Genomic DNA, 26,721 nt, shown 5'->3' on the forward strand with positions numbered 1-26,721 from the left:
TAATTTACCATAGTGGTTTTACACAAGTCTGGTTGAGGATGCAATAGAAGGTGCTTGTTTAACTAAAGCACCCGTTAGTATAATAATTGACTGTTCTTATGAAACAATCACCCGTAAAATTTGCTCTATCCACTCTTTCACTTTCAATTTTCGTTCTTCGTAACTAAACCCAGTATCAATAGTTAACAACTGCATTTCTATTGGAAGTAAATGTAGTTTAGAGCGGATCATTTCATTATTTTCTGATTCTTCATCTATTAAAAAAATACGTGTTTTATTATCTTCGGTTCCAAGTATACCCGCAGAATATTCCAAATCATTTACAGTTACCTCAATGTGCCCCCTAATATTAGGATTACAACGAATATACATGCCCGTATTTAATTTAGAAAGCGAGTATTCAAAAGCGTTTAATTGGTGTTCATCAATTAAATATTTACTTAGCCACCTACCTGAACACTTTCGATTCTTTTCTAAGTTCACATCATAAACATCATACTGAAATAATACATCGCGTTTATCATTTAATTTACAAGGAGCATAGTCCCATTCTACCTCAAATCGACTCAATCGATCCTTCTCTAAAAAGCTAATATTGGAATGGTCTAAGTTGCAACCATATATTAAAAGTAGCACTCGTTTCATTCTGTTCCTATCCCCTTTGACATTTTTATTTGGTACTAACTATACTTTAAAAGAAAGTTTCACTTCTTCAACTAAACTGCTGCTTTAGTTCAATAAGAAAAAGCCACCTTAAGGCAGCCACTTGTTTAACTATAATTTAACACTAATAAATACAGCTATTTCTTTTTTAATAACTGAACGTTATAAATTAGAAGTAATACTCCAATAAATAAAATTCCAGAGTAAAACTGATTATTATAGCCAAAAAATAGTTTGTAAATAACTACTAAGATTAAAATAACCCCTATATAACCTAATAAGTTAGTTAATATATTTCTATATTTCTCTCCCATTTTTAACAACTCCTTTTAGTTCTTCACTTCAACTAAACTGCTGCGTTAGTTCAATAAGAAATAGAGTAACCTATGGCAACCCCATGATTTTTTACTAAAGCACCCATTACTTGAAGAAGCTAAAAGCTATTTTGCATTTTCTGCAATCTTTGTTAGTTCTTTTGCACGAGAAATTATAAACCTTGTCATATAATTTTCTAAAAATAATTTGTCAGCAACCCTACCAATAAGACCAAAAGGTGATTTATACTCAAATGTATCAATCATTAGAGTGCCACCTTTTTCTTCTATGAATTGATGTGTATGCGTAAAAGAAATAAATGCCCCTTTTACCATAATATCAACAAACACAGTAGACTTTTTCATATGAGTTACTTTTGCCGTTAGCCTTTGTTTAATACCAAAATGAGTAGCTTCCCAAGTAACAGTATCTCCCTCTTCTAATAACCCCTCCATAACCCCATCCACAGCTTTTTCCATAGTTTTAGCAGTAGTTATAGTGTGTATATCTACGTTTCTTGCAAGGTCAAAGCATACAACCACAGGTGCTTGTATAAATTGCTTGTGCTTAATAATAGGCATTTGCATTCTCCTTTGTAAGAACGTATTTTCATGTTCCTTATTCAACTAACCTGCTGCGTTAGTTCAATCAGAAAAAGAGTTACCTCTGGCAACTTCATGATTTTTTACTAAAGCACCCGTTAGTGAAACAAAATTACTTATTTATTTTTCTCCAAATCAATAAAATGAGTTGGAAAATGTATCTCCAAGTTCATTTTATATTGGTATCTTTTTTACTTGCCTGCTGCTGCTAATATTGCAATGCTCCACATAATCAGAGTAAACGATATTGTAAGCCATAAAGTATTGACTGTAGTTTTTTCTTCGTGTTTTACCTTTTTCAATATAGAAACCAAATTTAAACAAAATATAACACACAAGATAGGCATTAAAAACCCTCCTATGAGTAGAGAGGCAGTAATCATATATTTTAACTCCTTTGTAGTTGTTTATCATTGTTCAACTAAGCTGTCCATTTAGTTCAATAAGAAAAAAGGCTTTACTCCTTCTTGAAGTAAAGCACCCGTTAGTTGAAGAAAGTTATAAAAGTAAGCATTTATTACCTCTCCCAATTATGCATATATAAATTTGAAAGTTTAACTTCTATAATGGAATCCTTTTCAATATCAACTTCTACCTCTTTATCATGTGGAACCAAATAAAATGCAAATGAATCTCCATCCTTATAATTTAAACCAGATGAACCAGAAGAATAAATTTTAAAAGTACTCCCTTGATATGTTGCTGTTGCGTTAACCTGATTATCATATGTAAAACCATTTTCAACTCTTTCATGTTCATTACTCGATACTAATGTTGCACCTCTTAAACTATAAGTCCCACTAGACCTAAAGCTAACTTCGTAATCTGAATTACCATTGACTAATACTTTTTCTACGTAAATTTGGTTCTCCCCATCATCATAAAGCACTTTCCCCTCATTACTTTCAAAATCACTCAAATCAAGCTTTAGAGAATACTCTCCGTCTACAGGATATGAATGAAGTTGATAACCTTCAACATCGTCTGCAATAACATTAATTCCGTTTATCCAAAGGTTCAGCAATCCACTAATCCAAAGTGTAAATACAATTGTTCCTACACTAATTATTAACACTTTAATAAAATGTTTTTTTTTCATTAAACCCCCACTTTGTGCAATATTTACATATATTAACTTATTCAACACAATCAATAAAAAACCTTCTTATTCAACTAAACTGCTTCTTTAGTTCAATAAGAAAAAGGGCTTTACCCCTTCTTGAAATAAAGCACCCGTTAGTGGAATAAGACCTTCATAATTGGTATTAAACTCTATATTTATGGAATCGATATTTTAAAGGGCTCCAACTTATATTCCTTCCATTCTATATCTCCATCTCCTCTTTGAATATCAAATTTAGCATAAGGGGTGATTGTTAATTCAGTGACATCATTTTCGACCGGTTCAAATAATTGCTTACCGTACTTCCAACTAATCTCCTTTAATCGTTTGTTAGAAGAATCGACCACCTCAAATTCAAGTTTAACGTCTCTTCCATAATTTTCTTCCTTATACTGGGCATCATACGCAAAGAGAACGCCAGGAGTACCCCATTTAATATCATGTATCTCGTATTTCAAGTTATCTATTTGTTGAGATTTTGCAATATCAATCTTATTTTCATAATGTGCTTTAACTACTTCCTTCGTAAATTCAAATAACTCCTCTTGCTTACCTTCAAAAGTTATACCCAATTCAAGTGTATCAGGGTTAAAACTATAGTAATTAACATTTAGAATTCCAGTCCAATTTGTTGGTGAACTTTCATCCGTTGTAAGTCCATAATTCGATAAAGGCATTCCACCTTTATAATTATGTTTAATGTTAAAGTAATCCGTCGTTATAGGTTTTTCAGAATCGACGGAAAAGCTGGCTGTTACCCGGGCATCATCGTAATAGATTTCCCCGAGTGTTATCGTAATCCCGTTGATTGTTTTAGATTCTCCGGAAAACTCACTCAATCCTGCTTCCGAAACATTTTTCAATCCGATATCGCCTAAGTTCTTATATATTTGACCAATTAATGGTATAGAAGAGACGACCTGTGCCATTGTTGGAGACACCGTCGCAGAAGCGACTAACAATCCAAAAGCCATAACTGCTGCCCCAATGCCATAACCCCATTTTTTTCTAGCTGACTGTTTTCTCAACTGATGTGACTGGTTCCTTTCAATTGATAGCTTTAATTTTGCTTTTACTCGTGCCTTTTCGACTTCATTTACTTCCATTTCTTCAAAATCTTTATCATCCAGCTTTAGATTATTTAAATGCTCAAAGATATCTTTCATGCAAAAGTCCCCCCTAAGTTATTAATAGTCCGTTGTTGTTTTAGTCTTTTCTTTCCACGGTAAATGCGGTTATCGACTGCGGCTTTCGTTAAACCAATATTCTTTGCAATTTCCTCACTTGTCATGTCCAAGAAAAATTTCATCATAAAAATATCTCGGTCAATCTCTTCAAACCCACACATTAACTTTAATAGTTCATTTTTATGTTCAGTAACGAGAACTTCGTTTTCTACAGAAGGACTACTACCTACATCTAAATCATTCGTACCGACAATTTCAACTTCAACACGTTTGTTTGCTTTCCGATAGGTATCAATTGCTTTAAATTTTGTGACCACACAGAGCCATTTTCGGAAATCATCCGTGTCCCCTTCAAACTGATTTGCGTGATGCCAAATAGTTAAAAAAACATCATTTATACACTCATCAACTAGACCAGGGTTTCCTAATGGTGACAATACTTTATAGGTAATGCCCTTAACTAACGGTAAATATTTATCAACTGCATATTCTAGAGCATCTTCTTTTTGACGTTTAAGCCGCTTTATAAAATTATGGTCGGTAGATTTCATAAGATTTGTCTCCTTAAATTTTGTAAAATCCCTCACACTATATACAACGTAATAAATCCACCTTTTTCTCACATTTAATAAAATTTTATTTCTGTTTCTTAAACTACAACAAAAACCTAAATTATATTGCAGTTCATTTGAAAATTCTTATTCAACTAAACTGCTTCGTTAGTTTAACGTGTAACATTTCACATGTACATAAAAATAGACCATCATTATTTGATGGTCCTGTTTAACTAAAGCACCCATTAGTTAAAGAAGTTTATTTTATTGAACGCCTTCATTCTTTCTATGAACATAGGTTAGGTCCTTAAAGTAGTACAATGAATAATCTTTTCTAATGTCTACTTCAAACGAGAAAATTTCCTTTGTTGATACATCCTCAAGAAGAATTTCAAATAAACCCATCCCCATACGATAATTAATTTCCACGGCTTGTATGTTCTCTCTACTTATTTCGTAATTTGTTTCAACATAGCTTGCTGCATAATTATAAGCAACAGCACTTCTCGATTTAGAGTCAAAATAAGTGTAACAAATAAAAATAACAAGTAGACAAAATATTATATTGAATATTATTACTTTCTTCACTTTACACCCCTTTTCGCTTGTTCAACTAAACTGCTGCTTTAGTTCAATAAGTTTTTACTCCATCTTGAAGTAATGCACCCATTAGTGGAAGAAGTGCATTTTATCTCTTTCACTTAAACTAATTTAATGATTTTTTCAATAACTGTTTGAACATCAGTTTCATTACTAATAGTGAATAGATGGTCCACTTCATCTTTATTAGGAGAAATAAATCCCTCATTTTCTGTTTGCTTCAGCTGAATTTCTAATACTTCGTTATAGTTTGAAACATTTCTAAGGGGTGTTATATCACGATGACTATTTATAATACGGTCTTTTAATATATCTATCGGTAAATCGAAATTTACAAGAAGGGTTTGAAAACCTTCTTTTTTAAATTTTTCTATCAAATTTAATCGAGGTTGTTTTTGTCGGTTAGAATTACATAAAATAATATGGTTATCGGTTTTGTGAATAGCAAATTCTACAATTGTTTGCGAAAGAGCAAATTTTAAAATTTTCGGTCCTTTTTCTGGTAATAAGGACGGATAATGTTTCTCTAAAAATTCTCCTTGTACATCTTGGTCAATAACAATTGAATTAATAAATCTTTTTTCTAAAAACTTAGCGAAAGTAGTTTTTCCACTATGTGTTGTCCCTACTGTCATTATTAGAAATCTCACCCCATGAACCCCTTTGAAGTTTATTTTTTTGTTTAGGTAAACAAACACTTACACCTTCAATGTATTTGAACAATTATGTAATTCTTCACTCTTCTGTAAAAACCCTTCTTCAACTAAACTGCCGCGTTAGTTCAGTAAGAAAAATGCTTTACCACTTCTTGAAGTAAAGCACCCGTTAGCCATCCATGTAGCGCAAAATCAGCGCTACACCACAGAGAATGAAAATGTGAAAACCTGGGTATAGGATACTACGGCTGGGAGAGGAAGGTCAATGAACTATGGTGCCATAGAGCCCATCCGTTAGTCTGACTCCAACGACCACGGTGCATCACAGACTGTCGCTCCCTTACGGGAAGCACTCATGGGAGATTAATCCTACTCTGGTTATTGCACCAGCCTCCAATACTATTTGCCGTAGAAAGGTTGATTACAATGGAAGTAATCATTGAACGTGCTTGTGGGATGGATGTCCATAAGGATTCCATTACTGCTTGTATTATTACCCCAAAAGGAAAGGAGATTCAAACGTTTTCCACTAAAACTGTATTTCTATTACAGTTAATTGACTGGATTAAGGGGCATGGTTGTACTCACGTAGCAATGGAGAGTACAGGTGTATTTTGGAAGCCTATTGTTAACTTGCTAGAAGCCGAGAGCATTGAATTTTTAGTAGTGAACGCTCAACATATGAAAGCAGTACCAGGTCGCAAGACCGATGTAAAGGATGCCGAATGGATTGCCAAACTTCTTCGTCATGGTCTACTTAAAGCAAGTTTTATTCCAGACCGAAATCAGCGGAAATTGCGAGAGTTAGTTCGATACCGTCGAAGTATTATTGAAGAGCGTGCGAGACAACATAATCGGATTCAAAAGGTTTTAGAAGGAGCGAATATCAAACTCGGTTCCGTTGTCTCCGACATCATGGGTGTTTCATCGCTTGATATGCTTCGTGCTATCGCCGATGGCGAAAATGATCCTGAGAAATTAGCTAGCTTTGCCCGCCGATCAATGAAGAAGAAAAAGAGTGAACTAGAACTAGCTCTTCGAGGATATATCAATCCACATCAACGTCTCATGTTGAAAACCATTCTGGTCCATATAGAATTTCTAACTGAGCAAATTGATCTATTAAACGAAGAGGTGGCTACTAGGTTATCCTCCCATCAAGAAGATATAGAACGATTGGATTCCATTCCTGGCATCGCCACTCGAATGGCTGAACAAATTTTAGCCGAAGTCGGTACAGATGTGGAGAAGCAATTCCCCAGTTCGGCGCACTTATGTTCCTGGGCAGGATTAGTACCTGGACATAATGAAAGTGCGGGCAAGAGGAAATCAACCAACATGAAAAAAGGAAACAAGTACTTGAAATCGACATTAATTGAAGCAGCTCATTCTGTTAGAGGATCCAAAACCTACTTGGGATCCTTGTATAGGCGTACTGCATCAAGAAAGGGTAAAAAGCGGGCAGGGATATCGGTGGCTCATGCCATTTTAAGAATCAGCTATTATCTCCTAACACGCAAAGAAATGTACGTAGACTTAGGGGAAGATTACTTTGACAAACAAAAAGAACAATCAATTGTACGATATTCTGTTCGAAGACTTGAAAACTTAGGTTACAACGTGACAATCACTGAACCAAATGCCTCCTAATCCAACCCACAATTTAATTCTCTTGTAGGCGCTGCACTTTTTTAAAAAATTATTGGGCTGCGTCAGATTTCGTATTGCCTTTTTCTCTAAATCGAAGATTTTAATTTTCATGGGAGTTGAATAAAGAAAAATCTTATAAACTTCCCATTACTGAATAAATAAATAATAATGCCAAAGCAGTTCCCATCACATATTTGGAAACCTGTTTAAGTCTATCACTTTCATATATCTTGGTTAACAAGTAAAAAAATCCGACTACCCAGATACCATCTAAAAAAAAGTTTAGAAATTATATTTCTAAACATATTGAAATAGAAAAATGAGTCCATTAATATTCCTCCCATACCTAATAATAATTTATCGTATTTAACTGAACTACTTGTTTAACTAAAGCACCCGTTAGTGCAATAAAAAGTAAAACAAAGTTGCTACCACAAAACTTGGAATTGCAATCAAAGCTGAACGAAAACTAACATTATTTCTTTGATTTCTACCCTCTACTGATTCAGTTGCAAAGTTAGCTCTCATTCTATCTCCACTTGCTAATACACCCGAAAGTGCAAATGCTATAATAATAAAAAATAATCCAATTCCACCTGTAATAGTAGTAACCATTTCAATATCCCATATCACAATAGATACTAAGATACCTATTAGTGAAAGAAGGATTCCAAATAAAAAGTATTTCAAACTTTCTCCCCCTTAACAGTTGCTACGACTGTGTATGAAAAAGGTTTCAGTTATTGAACTAAACTGCGGCTTTGCTTCAATAAGAAAAATGGCTTTACTCCTCGAAGTAAAACACCCGTTAGCTTAATAGGAATTGCTGTTTAACTACTTATAATTCGTCTTTTTAACCATTGTCATAAATTCTGCAAAATCGGTGCTAAATTCGTCTTTCTTAACAAAACCAAGCTTTTCATATAGATGGATAGCTCTTTGATTGAACTTTGCCACAGTTAATCGAATTGGAGTATCTTCATAGTTTTTTTCAATATAACGAAGAATAAAAGAGCAAAATTCAAAACCGTTACCTTTTCCCACAAAATTAGGGTTCATACCTACTCCCATATCAATTGAGTCATCTGAATAAACACCACTTCTTTTCCCAACAGGAACTTGAGCATTCTCTCCAGTGCAAAAAAATCCAAATATTTCTTTGTTATCATTAACAAGTGCAAAGTATGAACCATCAAGTTTTTCCTTCATATCTTCATCAGTTAATTCATTATTGTAGAAATCATATGGTTTTTCATATTCCCAGCTAAGTATATCTTTTGCTATTTCTTCATTCATATTTTCTATAAATAATTTCACATTCTACACCCCTTCTCATATATCAATTCGATAATCTTGGAGGATAATCCTTCTTCAACTAAACTGCTGCTTTAGTTCAATAAGAAAAGGCTTTACTCCTTCTTGAAGTAAAGCACCCGTTAGTTGAATAAGAACTAATTACTTTTTTGCCATGGAAATAACAATTACCTTGATTTCTCAAAATTATTATACTCCTGTATGAACTCTATTTAATCAGCAATGTTAATATCAAATTTCTGAATTAAATCCTTAAAAGCCGGTCTTTCATTCCCATCTCGTCCAATCACAGCTTCTGCCGTCACTAGTGAATTCAATACTGCTTCTTCCGTCGCTTCTCCCACAGCTCTAAAAGCCAAATCCATATCTTCTTCATGGATTTGAGGGATTACCAGAAGATGTTCTTCTTTTTCATGCGGAATCTTGGTGGCTGTTGAGAATCCTATGATGACCTCACCACTACCATTTGTAATAATCGAACCCGTTCTAGATAAGCCTGTCACAGACCTTTTTATTATCCGGTTCAATTGCCTCTCAGACACTGGAAGATCGGTTGCAACGATAATCATGATGGACCCTTTATCCTCTTCTTTATAAGATTCGAGGATTGCTTCTTTCAATTCTTGACCAACCGCTTTGCCCTTAACTAACAAATCGCTTAAAATACCGAAATTCGACAACACCAAAACCCCGATAGTGTATTTTCCATGATTCATTTCCATCATACGAGAAGCAGAACCAATCCCTCCTTTTAATGAATAACAAAGCATTCCAGTCCCTGCACCAACTGTTCCTTCTTCGAATTCAGACGAAGTATTTTCAAGTGCTTGAAGAACATGTTCCGGCTTCACAAACTTTGCCCTTACATCATTTAAGAACATGTCATTGCATTCACCGATTATGGGATTTACCGTTCCAGTTGTGCGTCCAATTTCAGGATTTTTTTCCAACATATAATCAATTAATGTATCTGCAGTTAATCCGACACTCAATGTGTTCGTTAACAGAATAGGAGTCTCTAAAGTACCTAACTCCATCATTTGAATAGTACCCATCGTTTTTCCGAAACCGTTGATTACCTGGCTGGAAGCTATCAGTTTTTCTTTAAAGATATTGCCCTGATGCGGCAAAATGGCTGTAACTCCTGTTTGCATATTTTTTTCGCTAAGCGTCACATGCCCGACTGTTACTCCTTTTACATCTGTGATAGCGTTTTGCAAACCAGTTTCTAATCGACCAATCTCCACTCCGTAATCTCGTATTCTTTTTTGATTGAACATTTAATTTCCCCTTTTTATTAATTAAATGTAATGTTGTAGATGTTTCATCTAATATTAAAGATGGACCTTCGTTAATTTGCTGCGTTTGTTCAATAAGAAAAAAATGTTGCCTAAGCATCCCACTATCTCAACTAAAGTACCCGTTAGTTTAAGTGAAACGATCACAAACTTGCTCATTATAAATATTAATTGGGTACAGGTTTTTTTTTAATAAATTATTAATTATTTGCTTTAATACCCCTGGTTCCCGCAAGTCTTCATTCTCAATTTTTACAAGGTCACTTACCTTAATCCACTTACTGTCAGAAATCTCATCTTCTTCGAGGTTTACAGAACCACCAGTAACCTCACCAATAAAATGAAATAGAATAACTTGATTGTTTGTACTACTGATAAAATTATATACACCAGTAGTCCCAATCAGTTTTACGTCCAACCCTGTTTCCTCTTTTACTTCCCTCCGAGCCGAATAGAGAATGTCCTCACCATATTCAATACGTCCACTCGGGAAATTCCACTTTTCAACAGCAGTAGGTTTATTCTCTTTAATAATCAAAACTTCAGCTTCATTAAAGATTGATACGCTTGCTACTAAAACAATCCCATCTTGCGACATCCATTTCTCCTCAATTCTTTTTGAAAATCACCTTTTTATCTCTATTATATCTGATTACCTTCTTGTTCAACTAACCTGCTTCTTTAGTTTAAGTGGAACACTTCACAATGTATCGCTAAAAGTTCAGGATATAAAAATAGACCATCGAAATGATAGCCATATTTTGCTAAAGCACCCGTTAGTTTAGTAAGAAAACAGATAGATATAAGCAATTAGTACGAAAATCCCTATTAATATCATAGCAATACACTTAAAGGTATTTTCCTCTCCTTTAATCAGACCTACTACCCAAATTACAAACCAACCAAATAGTGCTAAAGCGATTCCCAAATCACGTAAGACTTTTATGTCAGATGCTGCAACAGAGCCTGTAAGATATACGAGCAAACCAATAAAACTAGGTATAATACCTAAAATAGATAAAGGATTTCTCCACTCTTTTATAAGTTCTATCTGTTTCTCTTTCTCCATTTTTCTGAAGGAATACCAAGAACCCAGACTAGGTATTGTCCATATAAGTACTATATATATAACTTGAATTAGACTCAATCCATCACCTTTCCTGTCGCCTCGAATTTCATACACAAAATGCAGCTTGTTGAACACGTGTTAAACAACAATTTTCAACTAACCTACTCCTTTACTTTAATACGTTTGAAGTAAATAGAAGTTCCAATATTAAACAAATTTACCATTAAGGTTTTTCAGAAATGCATTTGGCTTATTGAACTAAACTGCTTCGTTAGTTCAATAAGTAAAGTGAGCTGTATTATCAGCCCTCCATTTTACTAAAGCACCCGTTAGTGGAATATCAATTTATTTTTTATCTCTTATTTCTTCCAGTATTTCTATTAATTTTTTAGGATTGAATTATATTCCGATTCAAGAGGTAGGCTAATAAAAAAATGTTTTAAAGACAAAAGAGCTAGGTTTTTTTAAAGAATATGTGAACGTAAAATGCCTTTAAGAAAACTCTCAAATTGAATAATTGACCAAGTTCAGCTTATATAAAAGTTCATCATCAATTATCTCTCCAGTATTTACAAATCCGACCTTTTCGTATAACTTTTTAGCCCCTTCATTTTGAGGATCGAAACTTAAAAATACTTCTTTACAATCCTTATTACTTCTCATCTCATCAATTACAATTAACATTGCTTTAATACCATAACCTTTTCGTTGAAACTTATGGTCTATCATTAATCTACAAATCTCATAAAATTTGTTCTCTACAGAATATCCATACATCGTGAACCCTACCATTGTGTTTTCTTCATAAATCGCCTTAATTGTCCATCCTTCTTGTATTTTTGACTGGGCAATCGACAATGCATTTGAGGCAACAAACTTTTGAAATACAGTATTACTGTTATCCTCATTTGTTGTTAAACGAATACATTCAATCCAATTCTCATTTATAATTTCTTTTAATTTAATACTCATACATTTAGTAATTCCTTTCTTATAGGTCGAAATATAATAATAAGCAACACTGCTTTGATTTAAAGAATGTTCTTTAAATCGACGAACATATATTTTTTTCTTTGAAAAAGAAAAAAATCGTTAACTAGACTTATCACGATATTTCCATATGATTTATAGCAAAAAGCGAATCTCAAAATAAACCTAAAGTACTTTGAGAGTTATCATCACAAATAATTCTTCACCTTAATAAAATTCCTTCTTATTCAACTAAACTGCCGCGTTAGTTCAATAAGAAAAAGGCTTTACTCCTTCTTGAAGTAAAGCACCCGTTACTACAATAACTAAAATGAGAATCCCAGTTATAAAGGTTCAATTCTCCGTTTTTCAGCCTCTATATAGTCATAAACATTCAATATTTCTTTGTCATAGTCGTTTTCGATTTCAAAATACCTAACACCTACTTGTAAACATTTTGTTTTAAATTCTTTATGTTCCTTGATTAGTTCTTTTATCGTTCTTTCTTCGGACCAATTACGGAGTTCAACAGCATTCCTATGTTTCACTATTTTTGTTTCGAAGTTTTCTTGAATATAATTCGTCGAAAAACCTAAGAATACTGGAATGATTTTTTCTGTATAATTGATGTCAAAGCCCTTCATATAGTGAGGCAATATATAGCATCCTTCTATAATGATATGTTGTTCATTCTCGATATTTGTCATAATAATCCCTTTTAATATTGGCCAGAGCTTATCTCCAATGAATTCAGTACTATCTAGTGGTGTAAATCCACAATTCTTATCTCCTCTGTACAAGCCCATTTTTAAATGATCTATAGAGAGATAAGAAATATGATATTTTTCTAGTAACTTTTGAGCCATTAATGTTTTTCCAGTACCACTTACAGCACTTATTAAAATAATCATATATTACTCCTAGCTGATTTATTTGTTTATTACACTAAACTGCCGCGTTAGTTTAAGTGTAACATTTCACAAAGTAAATCTGGGATCAACTTAATGTTTTGGACATAAAAATAGACCATCGAAACGATGGCCAGATTTTGCTAAAGCACCCGGTTAGTTGAATAAAAAGTAGAAGAATAACCAACTCATTATGTCCGTTTTTTATAATGCTTCAACTTTTTGGAACATCTCTCTATATAGTTCATTTATATTTTTTTGATTATCTAAATAAAAGAACCAAGCATCATCTTTTTCTTCAATCATATTGTATAAATAAATTGTCGTATGAGAACCGTTATCTAATGCATCAAAATCTGCTGTTTCATAGGTAAGTCCATCCCTAACAAACGGAAGGTGTCTTTTGTTTGAATTGAAAAAGATGATTGGCATTTCAGAGGTCTGATATGAATTTACATATGTATCATCTGATGCAGGTTCAAACAATTCAGGTGTGACCATAATAGCATCAAATTTTTTAGCAACATTGAATGTGTCTTCTTTAAATTGTTCTAACGACAATTGTTTAAAATGAATCTTATCATTTTCCAATTCTGGAAGTTCACCAATAACAGCAATATTTAATAACTTCCCATCGTACTGAATTTCGTTATTGTCACAAGCAACTAAAAATAAAACTGCTAAGATTAGTATTACCTTTCTCATTCCCATCAACAATTCAAACTCCTTCTTTAACCAATTTTTAAACAAGTAACTAATTCAAAATATAATAATTATCCTTCTTGAACTAACCTGCTAACGTTAGTTCAAGAAGAAAAAAGGCTTTACCCCTTCTTGAAGTAAAGCACCCGTTACTTTAAGTTAGAAATTTCATGAACTTTCTTTTGTTTTATGTATTTTATAAGCATAAAAATAGCGTAAATAGCTATATAACCTATTACACCTCCAAGTGTGTTTAAAATTAAATCATCAACATCAAAACTTCCAAATTTAAATACAAATTGAAGAAGTTCAAATGTTAAACTTAAACAAAAGGATGCTATGGCAATATTTTTAAACAAGTGGAATCTTTTTGATATTAAAGGCAAAATAAAACCAAATGGTGCAAAACCAATGATATTTCCAACTAAGTTTTCTACTCTCATATTGAAATTTATATCTGCTAAGAATAAATAATAGATTATCGTTTTAAAAGGAATAAAGTTACTATTCCAGGAACGACCATCATAACTAAAAGTAAAATGATTAACTATGTCAGGAATTGTTAGATATTTAAATAAGATTAGTTTTGAAAGTACCAATAGATAAAAACACAATACAACTACTAATATTGCTTTTATAAAAAACCTCATATTTATTAAACCCCAATCTCAAATTCGTTTTCCATCTCACCCAAATTTTAACAGGAAAGGTTCTTTATTGATACTCTATTGTCAAAATTGACTATACTGCCTCGTTAGTTCAATAAGAATAAAGAGTTGCCTAAGCAACCCAATGATTTTTACTAAAGCACCCGTTAGTTGAAGAAGGAAAGTGAAGCTAGTTCCACAATCTCGTCCGATTGTTGATTTTTCATTTATTGACAAACAGCTCATCTATTGTGGTGTCCAATACAGAGGCTATATTAAAAGCTAATTGTAAAGTAGGATCATATTTATCATTTTCAATTGCATTTATCGTTTGTCTAGATACCTTACAAAGTTTAGCCAGTTCTTCTTGGGATAATTTAGCTGATTTTCTTAATTCTTTAATGTAATTTTTCATTTAACTACCATATTTTTTCCTGAAAAATAGTAATGAAATTAAATATATAATGGAAATCGTTATGAGAAAGGTAAAAGGGTTTATACCCTCATATGAACCATTATATATGTTTTTAAAAAGTTGAATTAACACGTATCCCATTGCAACTGCAAAGGTGTAAGACTGGGATTTCATTTTGATAAGGTTTTTTCTTTCGTCACCCACTTGTGGTAAAGATACAAGAGTACCGATAATCAAAATAGCACTAATCCCTAAGATAATAAAAAAAACAGTTAAAACAATCCAGTCCATAATTTATTTCCCCCTCGCAATAAATGTAAAAAGAATTTGACATTTATATTGTATCACTGATTGGTAAAATGTCTAATACTTTTTACATTTGGTCATAAATAAGGGAAGAATTCTCTATAAGAAAAAATGCTTTACCCTTCTTGAAGTAAAGCACCCGTTAGTTTAAGTACAATACTTCACATAATGATTAGGATTTCTAACTAATTCCACCATTTTCATTACAATGAAATTCCATCGCTATGGTATGTGAAGAAATAATACCGCTTTGGGAGTATTTGCCTCCTACCGCAATATTATATACAGTAGCACCATCAACTAATGACTCATCATAGCCTAGTTGAGTCCAACTTCCATTAGCATCCGCAGCTTCTGAAGAAATACTGTTAAATACTGAAAATAGTTGTCTTCCCTTTGATGTATTTTCGTTTAATTGTGTATCAAAAGAACCTTTAAAAATAATGTTTGCTTCTTTCGAACCTATTTTTAACGTTACTGTCTTCGGTACTGACATCGGATTATAACGTTCATTATTTTCTATAACAACAATTGACGCATTATCTCGCTCTTTTGCTAGCTTTTCAAAATCTTCTACTTCAATCCAATGTTCATCGAGAAGAGCTGTGATAGGCTCCAATTCTAATTCGAAGTCCTTATCGCTTACTGCATTTATATTTTCTATGACAGCTACATATTTTTGATAATATTCTTCTTTTTGCTCTTGCGTTAAGTTTAAAGGAATCGGTGCTGTTTCTTCTTTCTTTGTGGTATTTACATTGTTGTCAATTGTGATTGATTGCTCAGTAGGCGACGATTCTGCTTCCATTTCTTTCTTATCATCTTCATCATTAGTGCAACCTGATAAAGCAAATGCCCCTAGTAAAATACTTATGTAAAAATATTTTTTCAACATTTCCACCTCATTTAGCATTATTTTGAAATCAATTCAATAATACCATATATGGTATTTTTTACCTTTAGGTATTTAGTTCGAAAAGCGTCGTTTGGTAACATTTCTTTATTTAAAGTTGTAAATCTGACGATAATCCTTGCACTAGTCGAGTAGAAGAGAACCTCTCTACCTTGCGGTAGATTGTGTTCTTCCCCCCTCACAGAACCGTGCTTGCGCTATTCACGCACACGGCTCCTCCAAGTCTTCATTCACAAAATATAGCTAATCTCTTTTCTTAAGTCGTATATATTCACCTTTATTCTTGGTGAAGGTAACGGATATTTATGAAGAAAAAGATTGAATTTATCCCAAGTAAAGGATTTTCTTTGACTTCTTCTGTTGAGCCATTTAAACAGTAAGTATTGGATTTTGTCTTTAAATTGTTGAACACTTGGAGTGTTATCTGTGATGCAATAGTAGTTGTAATAACCTACAAGCGAGCGTTTAAATCTATTCATAATCATATGAATATCATTGTTTCGGTTCTTCTTTATCCATTCCTTCGATTCCTTAAGTTTACCTTGTAGCTTTTTCCTGCTTGATTTCCGTTTCACACGAAAGTATCCAGATTTACTCTTTCCACAGTAGTGTGTAAAACCTAGGAAATCAAAGGTGTCAGGTTTTCCATTTCCCTTTAGTTTTGCATCTTTCTCCGCAAATCTCCCGAAGGGAATAATTTTGGTTTTATCCTCCGCTATTTCTAAGTTAAACTTCTGTAATCTCAGCTTTAATGATTGAAAGAATTCCTGAGCTTCGCTCTTATATTGGAAGCAACAAACAAAGTCATCTGCATAACGAACTATGTATGCTTCTCCTTTACACTGTTTTCTAACTTCCTTCTCAAACCACAGGTCCAGGACATAATGGAGGTATAGATTGGCAAGTATCGGAGATATGACTCCACCTTGCGGTGTGCCTTTATCTGTCTTGTATTTCTTTCCTTCCTCCATGTATCCACCTTTAAGAAACCTACCAATTATTCTTAGTAAGTTAGGGTCAGCAATTCGCAGTTTTAAGAACTCCATCATCCATATGTGGTCAACGTTGTCAAAGAACCCTTTGATATCTACATCTACTATATAATTTACTGATTTCTTTTCCATGTAATAATTTAATATTTTCAAAGCATCGTGGCAGTTACGATTTGGGCGGAACCCAAAAGAGCAATCTAGAAAATTATTTTCATAGATGGCATTTAGTATTTTTGTAATGCCTTTCTGTACAATCTTATCTTCATGTTCCGGTATCCCCAATGGTCTTTTTTTTGTTGGAGTTAAGCTTCGGAATATACATTCTCCTTACGGGAACAGGATGATAACTTTTACTTTTAAGCCTACTTACTAAATCCTCTATATTTTCCTCTAGTGTTTCACTGTATTGCTCTTTAGTTGTGCCATTAATCCCAGTAGCCTTCTTATTAGGTAATTCAAGATGACACTGAACTAGAGATTGCTTATTTAGTAAATGGACAATAGATGTAAATTTCATTTTAGGATCAGATTTTGCTAATTCTGCTATCCTTAATAGTTTTGTTTCCATTTAATATTCCTACCTCCGAGTGTAGTAAATGTGTCCCTAGTAAGGGTGATAACTTGGTAGCAGCCTTTCCTCCATCGGCATTACCCAACTTCATTGGTACTACGCTGCTATCCGACTCCCTACAACGGCATTTGGTTTCCTTGCTTATTATCACTTGTACACCATACTCTTCTATTAGAAGAGACCGGTAGGGTCTCCCGAGTTGCCGTATCATATCCATGTGTGACGTGCCAAGGTCTCTGACCCCAGAGAGGTTTTATTCTTCTTGCCTTTATCGAAGAATAAAATGTAGCTTTCTACCGCAGTTAAGGCATCAGCCCTCTCGATTTACTAACATTATGGAGCTCAATCCCTTCAACCATTTGGCTTTCGGCCCGCCACCTAACTGTCTACGCTTAAAGGCTAATGTTACCATTAGCCCTCCAAGACTCGCTACGAGTGAATGGCTAGTTCTTTCTCGACGGGAATCCCACCCGCTATATGATACGACCTAGGCTCGGCCGCACAACTGCTTCGTTAGTTCAATAAGAAAAAGCTACCATTTCAGGCAGCCACTTGATTAACTAACGCACAAGTTAGTATTATAAGAGTCTATTCTCATATCCATATTCAACTTGTTTTAACTAACCGAGATTAAGCGAAGAAAAAAGAATATATAAACAAAGTAATAATTCCTATTATACCTCCAACAATAAATGGAGTTCCTGAAACTGGCCTCTTTTTAATTAGCATGAAACAACCTGTCAAGATAATCATAGAGCAAACCATTAATCCGATTATCAATAATATAGGTCTCATTACCTTGTCCTCATTTCTTTATTTCTATTTTCATGTACTAACTTATACATACATTCAACACAAAAGTAAAAATAACCTTCTTATTAAACTAAACTGCTGCGTTAGTTGAAATACACCCTATGTCTATAATTCTATTAAATTGGCAATAATCCTTTTAATATTACTATTTTAGGGGGAATAGAGTTGTTACTATCGAATGCATGGACTTCGTTTGAGGCTGATAAGCGAATAGAGGGATTTTCACCACAAACATTGAAGGCCTACCGGTTACAGTCTTTGCTACTAATTGATTATTTTAAGGATGTAGAGATAGAGGTACTGGATACAAATCAACTGAAAGAATATCTCGCTATATCCGGCAAGCATTTAAAATCAGCAAGTCTTGCACATCGCATTCGTTTTATGAAGTCATTTTTTCGTTGGTCCCACGAAGAAGGCTACCTGAGTAAGAATCCAACGTCCAAAATCAAAGAACCCAAAGTGGGTAAGCGGATACCAAAATATTTAACTGAGCGGGAAATCGAACACCTTCGTGAATCCTGTCATTCTCCAATTGAAAAAGCGATTTTTGAATTCATGTTTTCTACCGGTTGTCGAATTGGAGAAGTAGTTGCATTAGAAAAGAACCATATTAACTGGTCCAATCAATCTGCGATTGTTAGAGGAAAAGGTGACAAGGAAAGGGAGGTTTATTTTAATACACGTTGCGATATATGGCTTAAACGCTATATAGAAAGCCGTAATGATCATAACTCTGCTATTTTTGTAACCGCTAGACAGCCTCACAAAATGAGCGTCGCCCAAATGCGATACATCATCAAGCGAATCTCTAATCGTGCTGAAATTAATAAAGAAATTCATCCGCACCAACTTAGACATAGCTACGCAACTCATTTGTTGAATAATGGAGCTCCTCTTGAAGTCATACAAAGTCTTATGGGCCATGAGAAAAGTGAAACCACCAAGATCTATGCTCAGCTAAGTGGAAGGTTAAGAAAAGAGTATTATCAGAAGTACTACTTTTAAATGAAGAAGGAGCAACGCCTTAAAGGACGTTGCTCTATTTGACTAAAGCACCCGTTAGTCAAATAAGAAAGAGAGGCTTATTCAACAATCGCGCCCGATTGTGGGATACTGATCCATCCACCTGTAAATTCGCCTATAATGATTTATATAACCCTAGTATTTCAATATCTGCTGAAAACTTACCACTCAAACCGTCACACACTGGATTTCGCTTCATACATATACAGCTCATCCCCGTCCAAAAACAGCAGCTTGTTCTCACGGTTATTCACTAATTGCGGTTCGATAGGCTTTCCATCCGGCTTCATCAGCTCGATTTTACGGACAGTCTTATATTCATTATCTTCACGTTGTAACTCAAAGAGTGTACGTTCTCCTCTGCCGAGGTGTGCAACGATTGTCTCGCCGTTCACCGCAAACGCCCGAAAATAAATATCTTCGGGTGAATAATACGATGTGAGACCCTCTTTCCGTACGCCAATCTTCGAATCTAGGGTAAAGAAAAACCAAATTCCTCCATCTGCTACACCATTCAATGCCCAACATTCAAAAATGAAATATTCCTTATCTTCTTCAAGCGAATCCAATTTAGCACCAGATGCATCCCAGCCAACTAATCCGCTGCGACCAACCGGATCATTCCAGCCGTAATTGCCGCAAACACCTTCATCAAAGTACCCTGTCCAAATCTCTTGATTCTTTGTTACGTAAACATGCTCAATACCATCCCCTAAACAAAATGATCGGATAAAACGCCCATTTCCATCATAGACACGTGCGTTTTTTTCAATGTTTTGTGCATCATGGTAATATGACCGTGCGCATACAAGTAGAAATTTTCCGTCATCAATCGGTTGTATGTAATGATAATTCCATGTCTCTTTCGGCAAATCTAGCACTTTCTTTTTTCCATCTTTTAGATGAATGACTTGATATCTATAGTTTTTTTCCGTAACGGTTGCAGGAAAACAACCATCGATTAGTGGAATTTGCTCTTCCATTAGTAGGACAAATACATCATTTTCATGTCCAAGTGCAATGGAAAGAGGCGTCATTTGTTTCAACTCTTCGTTCAGATTAGCTATTGGATTCATGGGTATTTTGAGTATTGATATCATTTTCTTTCGGCAACCTTTCCTCTATAAAGAATCTCTGCACTGAATATACTTTTCTTTCCTCGACAGTTGAATACGCAATAAAAATTAAAGTAATAATGATTTTAATTCTTTTTCATACAATTGATTAATCGTATTTTTTATTTCATTAAACAATTAATTAACACCATCAAAAAATTTTACCATTTTATAAACCGCACGGAAAGCGTCGTTAGGTAACAGTCCTTAATTGATTATTACTCCACAATATGGCCCGATTGTTGAATAACATGACTGGAGTTTTATAAAAAAATTATTATCTTTGAATATGTATTTTGTACAAATTTCAATCAATATAGGAGGTTTAAGTGTTTATCGCTATTCATTTTATTAAAAAAGATTGATTATTTCGGAAATCGAATCTTCAACTAACCTGCCCCGTTAGCCACCCATGTAGCGCAAAAACAGCGCTACACCACAGAGAATGAAAATATGAAAACCTGGGTATAGGATACTACGGCTGGGAGAGGAAGGTCGATGAACTATGGTGCCATAGAGCCCATCCGTTAGTCTGACTCCAACGACCACGGTGCATCACAGACTGTCGCTCCCTTACGGGAAGCACTCATGGGAGATTAATCCTACTCTGGTTATTGCACCAGCCTCCAATACTATTTGCCGTAGAAAGGATGATTTCAATGGAAGTAATCATTGAACGTGCTTGTGGGATGGATGTCCATAAGGATTCCATTACTGCTTGTATTATTACGCCAAAAGGAAAGGAGATTCAAACGTTTTCCACTAAAACTGTATTTCTATTACAGTTAATTGACTGGATTAAGGAGCATGGTTGTACTCACGTAGCAATGGAAAGTACAGGTGTATTTTGGAAGCCTATTGTTAACTTGCTAGAAGCCGAGAGCATTGAGTTTTTAGTAGTGAACGCCCAACATATGAAAGCAGTACCAGGTCGCAAGACCGATGTAAAGGATGCCGAATGGATTGCCAAACTTCTTCGTCACGGTCTACTTAAAGCAAGTTTTATTCCAGACCGAAATCAGCGGGAATTACGGGAGTTGGTTCGATACCGTCGAAGTATTATTGAAGAGCGAGCGAAACAACATAATCGGATTCAAAAGGTTTTAGAAGGAGCCAATATCAAACTCGGTTCCGTTGTCTCCGACATCATGGGTGTTTCGTCACTTGATATGCTCCGTGCTATCGCCGATGGCGAAAATGATCCTGAGAAACTAGCTAGCTTTGCTCGCCGATCAATGAAGAAGAAAAAGAGTGAACTGGAGCTAGCTCTTCGAGGGTATATCAATCCACATCAACGTCTCATGTTAAAAACCATTCTGGTCCATATAGAATTTCTAACTGAGCAGATTGAGCTATTAAACGAAGAGGTAGCTACTAGGTTATCCTCCCATCAAGATGATATAGAACGATTGGATTCCATTCCCGGCATCGCCACTCGAATGGCCGAACAAATTTTAGCCGAAGTTGGTACAGATGTGGAGAAGCAATTTCCCAGTTCGGCGCACTTATGTTCCTGGGCAGGATTAGTACCTGGACATAATGAAAGTGCGGGCAAGAGGAAATCAACTACCATGAAAAAAGGAAACAAGTACTTGAAATCGGCATTAATTGAAGCAGCTCATTCTGTTAGAGGATCCAAAACCTACTTGGGAGCCCTGTATAGGCGCACTGCATCAAGAAAGGGTAAAAAGCGTGCAGGAATATCAGTGGCTCATGCCATTTTAAGAATCAGCTATTATCTCCTAACTCGCAAAGAAATGTACGTAGACCTAGGGGAAGATTACTTTGACAAGCAAAAAGAACAATCGATTGTACGATATTCAGTTCGAAGACTTGAAAACTTAGGTTACAACGTGACAATCACTGAACCAAATGCCTCCTAGTCCAACCCACAATTTAATTCTCTTTTAGGCTTGCACTTTTTTAAAAAATTATTGGGCTGCGTCAAATTTCGTATTGTCTTTTTCTATAAATCGAAGATTTTAATTTTTATGGGAGTTCAATAAGAAAAAGCTCTCCTAACAGGCAGCAACTTGTTCAACTAAAGGGCGAGTTAGTTGAACAAGTACTTACTTCATAGAAGCTCTTACTTTTTCAGGAATCATCACTACTTCAGTTTGTAAATTTACGGGTTTAAAGGTTTCATCAATACATTCATCCCAATATTCAATGTGTTTTATATCAATCCAATGTTCTGAATCATCTACATCAATCCCACCTGTCCCTTGAACAGCATACCAATACAAATATTCTTCTCCATTTAATACTTCTCGAAAAATCGTTTCTATGTACATTTTCTCGCCTTCAAGGGTAACTAGTACATCTTCTATATGTTCATTCAAAAAGGCTAACCACTCATTTACTTTTTCTGTTTTACCTTGTTTCACTCGATATCGCGTGCATTCAATATTCACGGTTAAACATTCCTTCCATATTTAATTAGAATTAACATTATCTCTTTCTTAAACTAACCTCCGGGGTTAGTAAAAATACGCCCTATGTCTATAATTCTATTAAATTGGCAATAATCCTTTTAATATTACTATTTTAGGGGGAATAGAATTGTTACTGTCAAAAGCATGGGCTTCATTTGAAGCTGACAAGCGAATAGAGGGCTTTTCGCCACAAACATTGAAGGCCTACCTGTTACAGTCTTTGCTACTAATTGATTATTTTAAGGATGTAGAGATGGAATTACTGGATACAAATAAACTGAAAGAATATCTCGCAATATCCGGTAAGCATTTAAAACCGGCCAGTCTTGCACACCGCATCCGCTTTATGAAATCATTTTTTCGTTGGTCCCATGAAGAAGGGTACTTGAGTAAGAATCCAACCTCCAAAATTAAAGAACCCAAAGTAGGGAAGCGAATACCCAAGTATTTAACCGAAAGGGAGATTGAACACCTTCGTGAATCCTGTCATTCTCCAATGGAAAAAGCTATTTTTGAATTCATGTTTTCTACTGGCTGTCGAATTGGAGAAGTAGTTGCTTTAGAAAAGAACCATATTAATTGGTCCAATCAATCTGCGATTGTTCGAGGAAAAGGCGACAAGGAAAGGGAGGTTTATTTTAATACACGTTGCGACATATGGCTTAAACGCTACATAGAAAGCCGTAATGATCATAACTCTGCTATTTTTGTAACAGCAAGACAGCCACACAAAATGAGTGTCGCCCAAATGCGATACATCATCAAACGTATTTCCAATCGTGCGGAAATTAATAAAGAGATTCACCCACACCAACTTCGACATAGCTACGCAACTCATTTGTTGAATAATGGAGCTCCTATTGAAGTCATACAAAGCCTTATGGGGCATGAAAAAAGTGAAACCACAAGGATCTATGCTCAATTAAGTGGGAGGCTAAGGAAAGAGTATTATCAGAAGTACTTTTAAATGTAAATAGAGCAACGTCTTAAAAACGTTGCTCTATTTGACTAACGCACCCGTTAGTTTAAGTGAAACTCTTCGCATTGTTATAATTCAACGGTCACCTTGTTCTTGAAATTTCTTAAGCCCGCGAACATTGCAACAGCTATACTAATAAGTCCACTTACTAAAGCAATCCAGAATAAAATCCTTCCTCCATTGGTTAGTGAATTAAAAATAAAACCACTAAGTAATAACATAATACAACTTAATAATCCCCAAAATCCTGTAGTCCATTTAGACTTACTTTTTATAAGAAGATAACCAACTACACTCAAAATATAGAATGCACTAACTACCATAATAGCGGGAAATAGTGGGTGAAATTTAGCTGCATAAACAAAATAATCAAGTTGACTAATATCACGACCATTCGTAATCTCAATGTTAAATAATTTGGTAAATGGTATTGAATACCCCCATTCCAAAGAATTATTGGTTATTGTACTACCTTCATACCAAGCTATAAATGTTGATACCACTAAAGTAAAGATTCCAACGATAAATTGCAACACATACTTAAACATTTGCCGTCCTCCTAGTAAACTCTATCTATTACAAAGACGCCTTACATTACTTTCTGCATTATTTGCATAACAAATCAGACTGTTTCTCGTTAGTTTTATTTTGCTAAAGCACCGGTTAGTTTAAGTACATTTATTCACATACTTATAAAACTACTTTATTTTTAAGGCCGTTTGTATCCTTTAAGAAATTCACTGTTAGTATTTCTCAATCTTTATTTTCATTTTTATTTTTTCTTCGCTATCTGTTACTGTTTCTGCTTCAGAAACATTCTTAATAGAATCTTCAACTATTTGTTGAATCAACGTATCATCAATTTTTGCACCCTTCGGGAAACCTACTGAAACTGTTAATTCATCAGTACCACCATCTATCATTATTGCTAGTGCATCACTTTCAAGTTCCGTTTGCTCTGTAATAGATACTATTATTTCATTTTGTAATTCAGAAATTAAATTTGATATTCCATCATTTCCCCCGTCTCTCTGAGAAACTACTACTTCGCTTTCTAATACCTCGTTTGTATTACATCCAACTAACAAGATTGAACAAAATACAATTCCTGAAATTATAGCTTTTTTCATCACTTCTAAATTCCCCTTTCAAAATAAATTGCACATTCCACAACAGTTTAATATTGGTCTGTTGTTGCTCCTAATGTAGCACCGCGAATCATAGATTCATCACTAAACTTTATTAAATCACTTGGTTTTCCTGTAACTATAACACCAATAATTTTTAAGTTCTGAGGTTCTAGTTTTATTTCGCCCTGATTAGTTATGTTAGTAATAATTTTCTCTGCATCTTCTTGATAATCACCACCATCTTCCTTTACCCTTTCTAAAATTGATATGAAGTTGTTTTCTGCATTTCGGTAATATGAAAAGCCGTATGCTTGAGAACCATAGATAGTAGCGTCTCGAAAATTCTCATCTTCGTTTGACTTATTATCATTTTCTATATCAACTTTACTAAACGTATCTACCCAATACCAAGCTAATTTTTCTTTAAATACTTCGTTTACTTCCTCAATGGAGTAGCCATCATCAAACGAAAAAGCCATCTCTACAACTGTGTTATCATCAATCACATTAAGTAACTTTCTATCATCAAATATTTGCTTATAATTTACTTGTGGATGAAAAAATTCAACGACTCTTTCTCCTTCATAATACATAGGAATTCGCTCACCATCGAAGTATCCTAAGCCAGAAGGACCATTATTAATAAGTCGAGACGAACCAAAAATAGTAAAGACTTTTTCCTGTTCACCCCATGAAATTGGTACTCCTCCAACGGTTTTTACTAACTTCGTTTTTGCTGTTGCTGAAATTGGAGAATAATTGTATATTGTGCCTCGCTCTTCGATGTTGGCACCCATAACTCCGTTCCAATCCGATTCTAAGTCGGTCTCCTTTTCCATCTTCATTATCATCACTCTATCTCCAATAATATATAGACCAGGAAAAACAATCAGACTAATAACTAATGAAATGAGCACCATTCTTATCATTGAACGTTTCTTTGCTTTTTTTACTAATTTCTCAAAATCAAGATCTTTAGGAAAAAACTCATTTTCCTTGTCCATTTTCATACCTCCTATATTGTTCTATAAATTCTTTTCTTGCCCTATGGAGAATAGTTTTAACAGATCCTTCTTTCATGCTATACAGTTCTGCTACCTCTTTTATTTTTAGTCCTGTACTATATTTCAGAAGAAGCAACTGCCTGTATTTTGGTTTTAATTTAGTTAAGATTTCATGAATATCCCTTTCTAATTCACTTTGCATGAGGGCTTTTTCAGGTGTTTCTTCCTCAAATATTTCTTGTAAGTTGAATTTCAATAATATATCTCTTCGCCTAGATTTCTTACGAGACATATCATAATATTGATTTACTGCTACTCTAAAAAGCCATGCTTTGGTATTATTAAACTGGACTGAGTCTATGTATTGTAAAAATTTATAAGCAGTATCTTGAATAATATCCTCTGCATCTTCCTTTGATGCACCCATCTTTATTAGGTAAGAGTAAACAATTTTTAGTATCTCATTTAGTTTTTTCCCCATCATGGAATCGTTCATTTCAAACCTCCCACCTTTAAAACGTTTCAATAATAAAAAGGTTAACAAAAGAATTATAAATTTAGATTACTTATTTCTCTTTAACGTATATTTCTATAGTTGAGAAATAAAAAAAGAACTTGGCAAGAAAGTTTTCGCTTCTCGCCAAATTCATTAGAAGATATTAATTAGGGAATTGATTGATTATTTAATTAATCTTCGTCAACCACTGGCTATTTATAGTTAGTTCTACTCTTTGTTCGTTTTACCACTATTCGTACGTTCAATTC

General features: G+C 34.3%; 33 protein-coding genes. 4 read left to right on the plus strand and 29 right to left on the minus strand.

Features of this window, described 5'->3' with window-relative positions; genetic code table 11:
* Positions 1–96 precede the first annotated feature (96 nt).
* The 9 genes from MHI47_RS10460 to MHI47_RS10500 form a co-directional block, all read right to left on the minus strand.
* Positions 97–645: a hypothetical protein gene (locus MHI47_RS10460; RefSeq protein WP_340830749.1), complete on the minus strand. Its 549-nt coding sequence runs from the start codon at positions 643–645 to the stop codon at positions 97–99.
* 155 nt (positions 646–800) lie between these two features.
* Positions 801–977 (minus strand): hypothetical protein, encoded by a 177-nt coding sequence (locus MHI47_RS10465; RefSeq protein WP_340769483.1) that lies wholly within the window; start codon positions 975–977, stop codon positions 801–803.
* A gap of 126 nt (positions 978–1,103) precedes the next feature.
* Positions 1,104–1,559: an SRPBCC family protein gene (locus MHI47_RS10470; RefSeq protein ID WP_340830750.1), complete on the minus strand. Its 456-nt coding sequence runs from the start codon at positions 1,557–1,559 to the stop codon at positions 1,104–1,106.
* A 212-nt stretch (positions 1,560–1,771) separates the two neighbouring features.
* Positions 1,772–1,927: a hypothetical protein gene (locus MHI47_RS10475; protein ID WP_340829498.1), complete on the minus strand. Its 156-nt coding sequence runs from the start codon at positions 1,925–1,927 to the stop codon at positions 1,772–1,774.
* 170 nt (positions 1,928–2,097) lie between these two features.
* Positions 2,098–2,679 carry a hypothetical protein gene (locus MHI47_RS10480; protein WP_340830751.1) on the minus strand — a complete coding sequence of 194 codons (582 nt, stop codon included), beginning with the start codon at positions 2,677–2,679 and terminating at the stop codon, positions 2,098–2,100.
* Between the two features lie 179 nt (positions 2,680–2,858).
* On the minus strand, positions 2,859–3,869 hold the full coding sequence (locus MHI47_RS10485) for a DUF4179 domain-containing protein (protein WP_340830752.1): 1,011 nt from the start codon (positions 3,867–3,869) through the stop codon (positions 2,859–2,861).
* Positions 3,866–4,441, minus strand: a complete 576-nt coding sequence (locus MHI47_RS10490; RefSeq protein ID WP_340830753.1) for a sigma-70 family RNA polymerase sigma factor — start codon at positions 4,439–4,441, stop codon at positions 3,866–3,868. The genes MHI47_RS10485 and MHI47_RS10490 overlap by 4 nt, the downstream gene beginning before the upstream one ends.
* Positions 4,442–4,708: 267 nt before the next feature.
* Positions 4,709–5,032: a histidine kinase gene (locus MHI47_RS10495; RefSeq protein WP_340830754.1), complete on the minus strand. Its 324-nt coding sequence runs from the start codon at positions 5,030–5,032 to the stop codon at positions 4,709–4,711.
* Between the two features lie 113 nt (positions 5,033–5,145).
* Positions 5,146–5,694, minus strand: a complete 549-nt coding sequence (locus MHI47_RS10500; RefSeq protein WP_340830755.1) for an AAA family ATPase — start codon at positions 5,692–5,694, stop codon at positions 5,146–5,148.
* A gap of 432 nt (positions 5,695–6,126) precedes the next feature.
* On the opposite strand from MHI47_RS10500, the gene MHI47_RS10505 reads away from it, so the two are divergent.
* Positions 6,127–7,350, plus strand: a complete 1,224-nt coding sequence (locus tag MHI47_RS10505) for an IS110 family transposase (RefSeq protein WP_340830756.1) — start codon at positions 6,127–6,129, stop codon at positions 7,348–7,350.
* A 399-nt stretch (positions 7,351–7,749) separates the two neighbouring features.
* On the opposite strand, the gene MHI47_RS10510 is transcribed toward MHI47_RS10505, so the two are convergent.
* The 14 genes from MHI47_RS10510 to MHI47_RS10575 form a co-directional block, all read right to left on the minus strand.
* Positions 7,750–8,040, minus strand: coding sequence for a DUF5316 domain-containing protein (locus MHI47_RS10510; protein WP_340830757.1), 291 nt, complete (start codon positions 8,038–8,040; stop codon positions 7,750–7,752).
* 144 nt (positions 8,041–8,184) lie between these two features.
* Positions 8,185–8,667 carry a GNAT family N-acetyltransferase gene (locus MHI47_RS10515; protein WP_053589477.1) on the minus strand — a complete coding sequence of 161 codons (483 nt, stop codon included), beginning with the start codon at positions 8,665–8,667 and terminating at the stop codon, positions 8,185–8,187.
* A gap of 209 nt (positions 8,668–8,876) precedes the next feature.
* Positions 8,877–9,944 (minus strand): DmpA family aminopeptidase, encoded by a 1,068-nt coding sequence (locus MHI47_RS10520; RefSeq protein WP_340830758.1) that lies wholly within the window; start codon positions 9,942–9,944, stop codon positions 8,877–8,879.
* A 148-nt stretch (positions 9,945–10,092) separates the two neighbouring features.
* Positions 10,093–10,560, minus strand: a complete 468-nt coding sequence (locus MHI47_RS10525; protein WP_340830759.1) for an NUDIX hydrolase — start codon at positions 10,558–10,560, stop codon at positions 10,093–10,095.
* A gap of 183 nt (positions 10,561–10,743) precedes the next feature.
* Positions 10,744–11,109, minus strand: a complete 366-nt coding sequence (locus tag MHI47_RS10530) for a hypothetical protein (protein WP_340830760.1) — start codon at positions 11,107–11,109, stop codon at positions 10,744–10,746.
* 426 nt (positions 11,110–11,535) lie between these two features.
* The gene (locus tag MHI47_RS10535; RefSeq protein WP_340830761.1) at positions 11,536–12,003 is read right to left on the minus strand and encodes a GNAT family N-acetyltransferase; all 468 of its coding nucleotides are present in this window, start codon (positions 12,001–12,003) and stop codon (positions 11,536–11,538) included.
* A 341-nt stretch (positions 12,004–12,344) separates the two neighbouring features.
* Positions 12,345–12,911, minus strand: coding sequence for a 2-phosphoglycerate kinase (locus MHI47_RS10540; RefSeq protein WP_340830762.1), 567 nt, complete (start codon positions 12,909–12,911; stop codon positions 12,345–12,347).
* Between the two features lie 201 nt (positions 12,912–13,112).
* Complete coding sequence (locus MHI47_RS10545; protein WP_340830763.1) at positions 13,113–13,622, minus strand: amino acid oxidase; 510 nt, start codon at positions 13,620–13,622, stop codon at positions 13,113–13,115.
* Between the two features lie 137 nt (positions 13,623–13,759).
* Entirely contained in the window at positions 13,760–14,260 is a 501-nt protein-coding gene (locus MHI47_RS10550; RefSeq protein ID WP_340830764.1) for a VanZ family protein, read from the minus strand.
* A gap of 220 nt (positions 14,261–14,480) precedes the next feature.
* Positions 14,481–14,672 (minus strand): helix-turn-helix transcriptional regulator, encoded by a 192-nt coding sequence (locus MHI47_RS10555; RefSeq protein WP_340830765.1) that lies wholly within the window; start codon positions 14,670–14,672, stop codon positions 14,481–14,483.
* On the minus strand, positions 14,673–14,963 hold the full coding sequence (locus MHI47_RS10560) for a DUF2178 domain-containing protein (protein WP_340830766.1): 291 nt from the start codon (positions 14,961–14,963) through the stop codon (positions 14,673–14,675).
* A gap of 196 nt (positions 14,964–15,159) precedes the next feature.
* A complete protein-coding gene (locus tag MHI47_RS10565; RefSeq protein WP_340830767.1) occupies positions 15,160–15,873 on the minus strand; it encodes a hypothetical protein in 714 nt (237 codons plus the stop codon).
* A 248-nt stretch (positions 15,874–16,121) separates the two neighbouring features.
* On the minus strand, positions 16,122–17,165 hold the full coding sequence (gene ltrA, locus MHI47_RS10570; RefSeq protein ID WP_340830768.1) for a group II intron reverse transcriptase/maturase: 1,044 nt from the start codon (positions 17,163–17,165) through the stop codon (positions 16,122–16,124).
* Positions 17,146–17,451 (minus strand): hypothetical protein, encoded by a 306-nt coding sequence (locus tag MHI47_RS10575; protein WP_340830769.1) that lies wholly within the window; start codon positions 17,449–17,451, stop codon positions 17,146–17,148. Before MHI47_RS10575 ends, ltrA begins: the two co-directional genes overlap by 20 nt.
* 981 nt (positions 17,452–18,432) lie before the next feature.
* Here MHI47_RS10575 and xerA (MHI47_RS10580) point away from each other — a divergent pair.
* Positions 18,433–19,275 (plus strand): site-specific tyrosine recombinase/integron integrase, encoded by an 843-nt coding sequence (gene xerA, locus MHI47_RS10580; RefSeq protein WP_340830770.1) that lies wholly within the window; start codon positions 18,433–18,435, stop codon positions 19,273–19,275.
* 194 nt (positions 19,276–19,469) lie between these two features.
* Here xerA (MHI47_RS10580) and MHI47_RS10585 read toward each other — a convergent pair whose 3' ends face one another.
* Positions 19,470–20,393: a hypothetical protein gene (locus tag MHI47_RS10585; protein WP_340830772.1), complete on the minus strand. Its 924-nt coding sequence runs from the start codon at positions 20,391–20,393 to the stop codon at positions 19,470–19,472.
* Positions 20,394–21,067: 674 nt separating this feature from the next.
* Here MHI47_RS10585 and MHI47_RS10590 point away from each other — a divergent pair.
* Entirely contained in the window at positions 21,068–22,291 is a 1,224-nt protein-coding gene (locus MHI47_RS10590) for an IS110 family transposase (protein ID WP_340830698.1), read from the plus strand.
* A gap of 186 nt (positions 22,292–22,477) precedes the next feature.
* Here the strand turns inward: MHI47_RS10590 and MHI47_RS10595 are convergent, their stop codons facing one another.
* Positions 22,478–22,822 (minus strand): DUF6176 family protein, encoded by a 345-nt coding sequence (locus tag MHI47_RS10595; RefSeq protein WP_340830773.1) that lies wholly within the window; start codon positions 22,820–22,822, stop codon positions 22,478–22,480.
* 148 nt (positions 22,823–22,970) lie between these two features.
* Here MHI47_RS10595 and xerA (MHI47_RS10600) point away from each other — a divergent pair, with 148 nt between their 5' ends.
* Positions 22,971–23,810, plus strand: coding sequence for a site-specific tyrosine recombinase/integron integrase (gene xerA / locus MHI47_RS10600; RefSeq protein WP_340830774.1), 840 nt, complete (start codon positions 22,971–22,973; stop codon positions 23,808–23,810).
* A gap of 80 nt (positions 23,811–23,890) precedes the next feature.
* Here xerA (MHI47_RS10600) and MHI47_RS10605 read toward each other — a convergent pair whose 3' ends face one another.
* From MHI47_RS10605 to MHI47_RS10620, 4 genes are all read right to left on the minus strand, one after another.
* Positions 23,891–24,370: a YjdJ family protein gene (locus tag MHI47_RS10605; RefSeq protein WP_340765921.1), complete on the minus strand. Its 480-nt coding sequence runs from the start codon at positions 24,368–24,370 to the stop codon at positions 23,891–23,893.
* A 195-nt stretch (positions 24,371–24,565) separates the two neighbouring features.
* Entirely contained in the window at positions 24,566–24,952 is a 387-nt protein-coding gene (locus MHI47_RS10610) for a topoisomerase (protein WP_340832036.1), read from the minus strand.
* Between the two features lie 47 nt (positions 24,953–24,999).
* Complete coding sequence (locus tag MHI47_RS10615; protein ID WP_340830775.1) at positions 25,000–25,956, minus strand: anti sigma factor C-terminal domain-containing protein; 957 nt, start codon at positions 25,954–25,956, stop codon at positions 25,000–25,002.
* The gene (locus MHI47_RS10620) at positions 25,940–26,452 is read right to left on the minus strand and encodes an RNA polymerase sigma factor (protein ID WP_340830776.1); all 513 of its coding nucleotides are present in this window, start codon (positions 26,450–26,452) and stop codon (positions 25,940–25,942) included. The genes MHI47_RS10615 and MHI47_RS10620 overlap by 17 nt, the downstream gene beginning before the upstream one ends.
* Positions 26,453–26,721: the final 269 nt, after the last annotated feature.

This window comes from Psychrobacillus sp. FSL H8-0487, assembly GCF_038008385.1.
Classification (GTDB): domain Bacteria; phylum Bacillota; class Bacilli; order Bacillales_A; family Planococcaceae; genus Psychrobacillus; species Psychrobacillus psychrotolerans.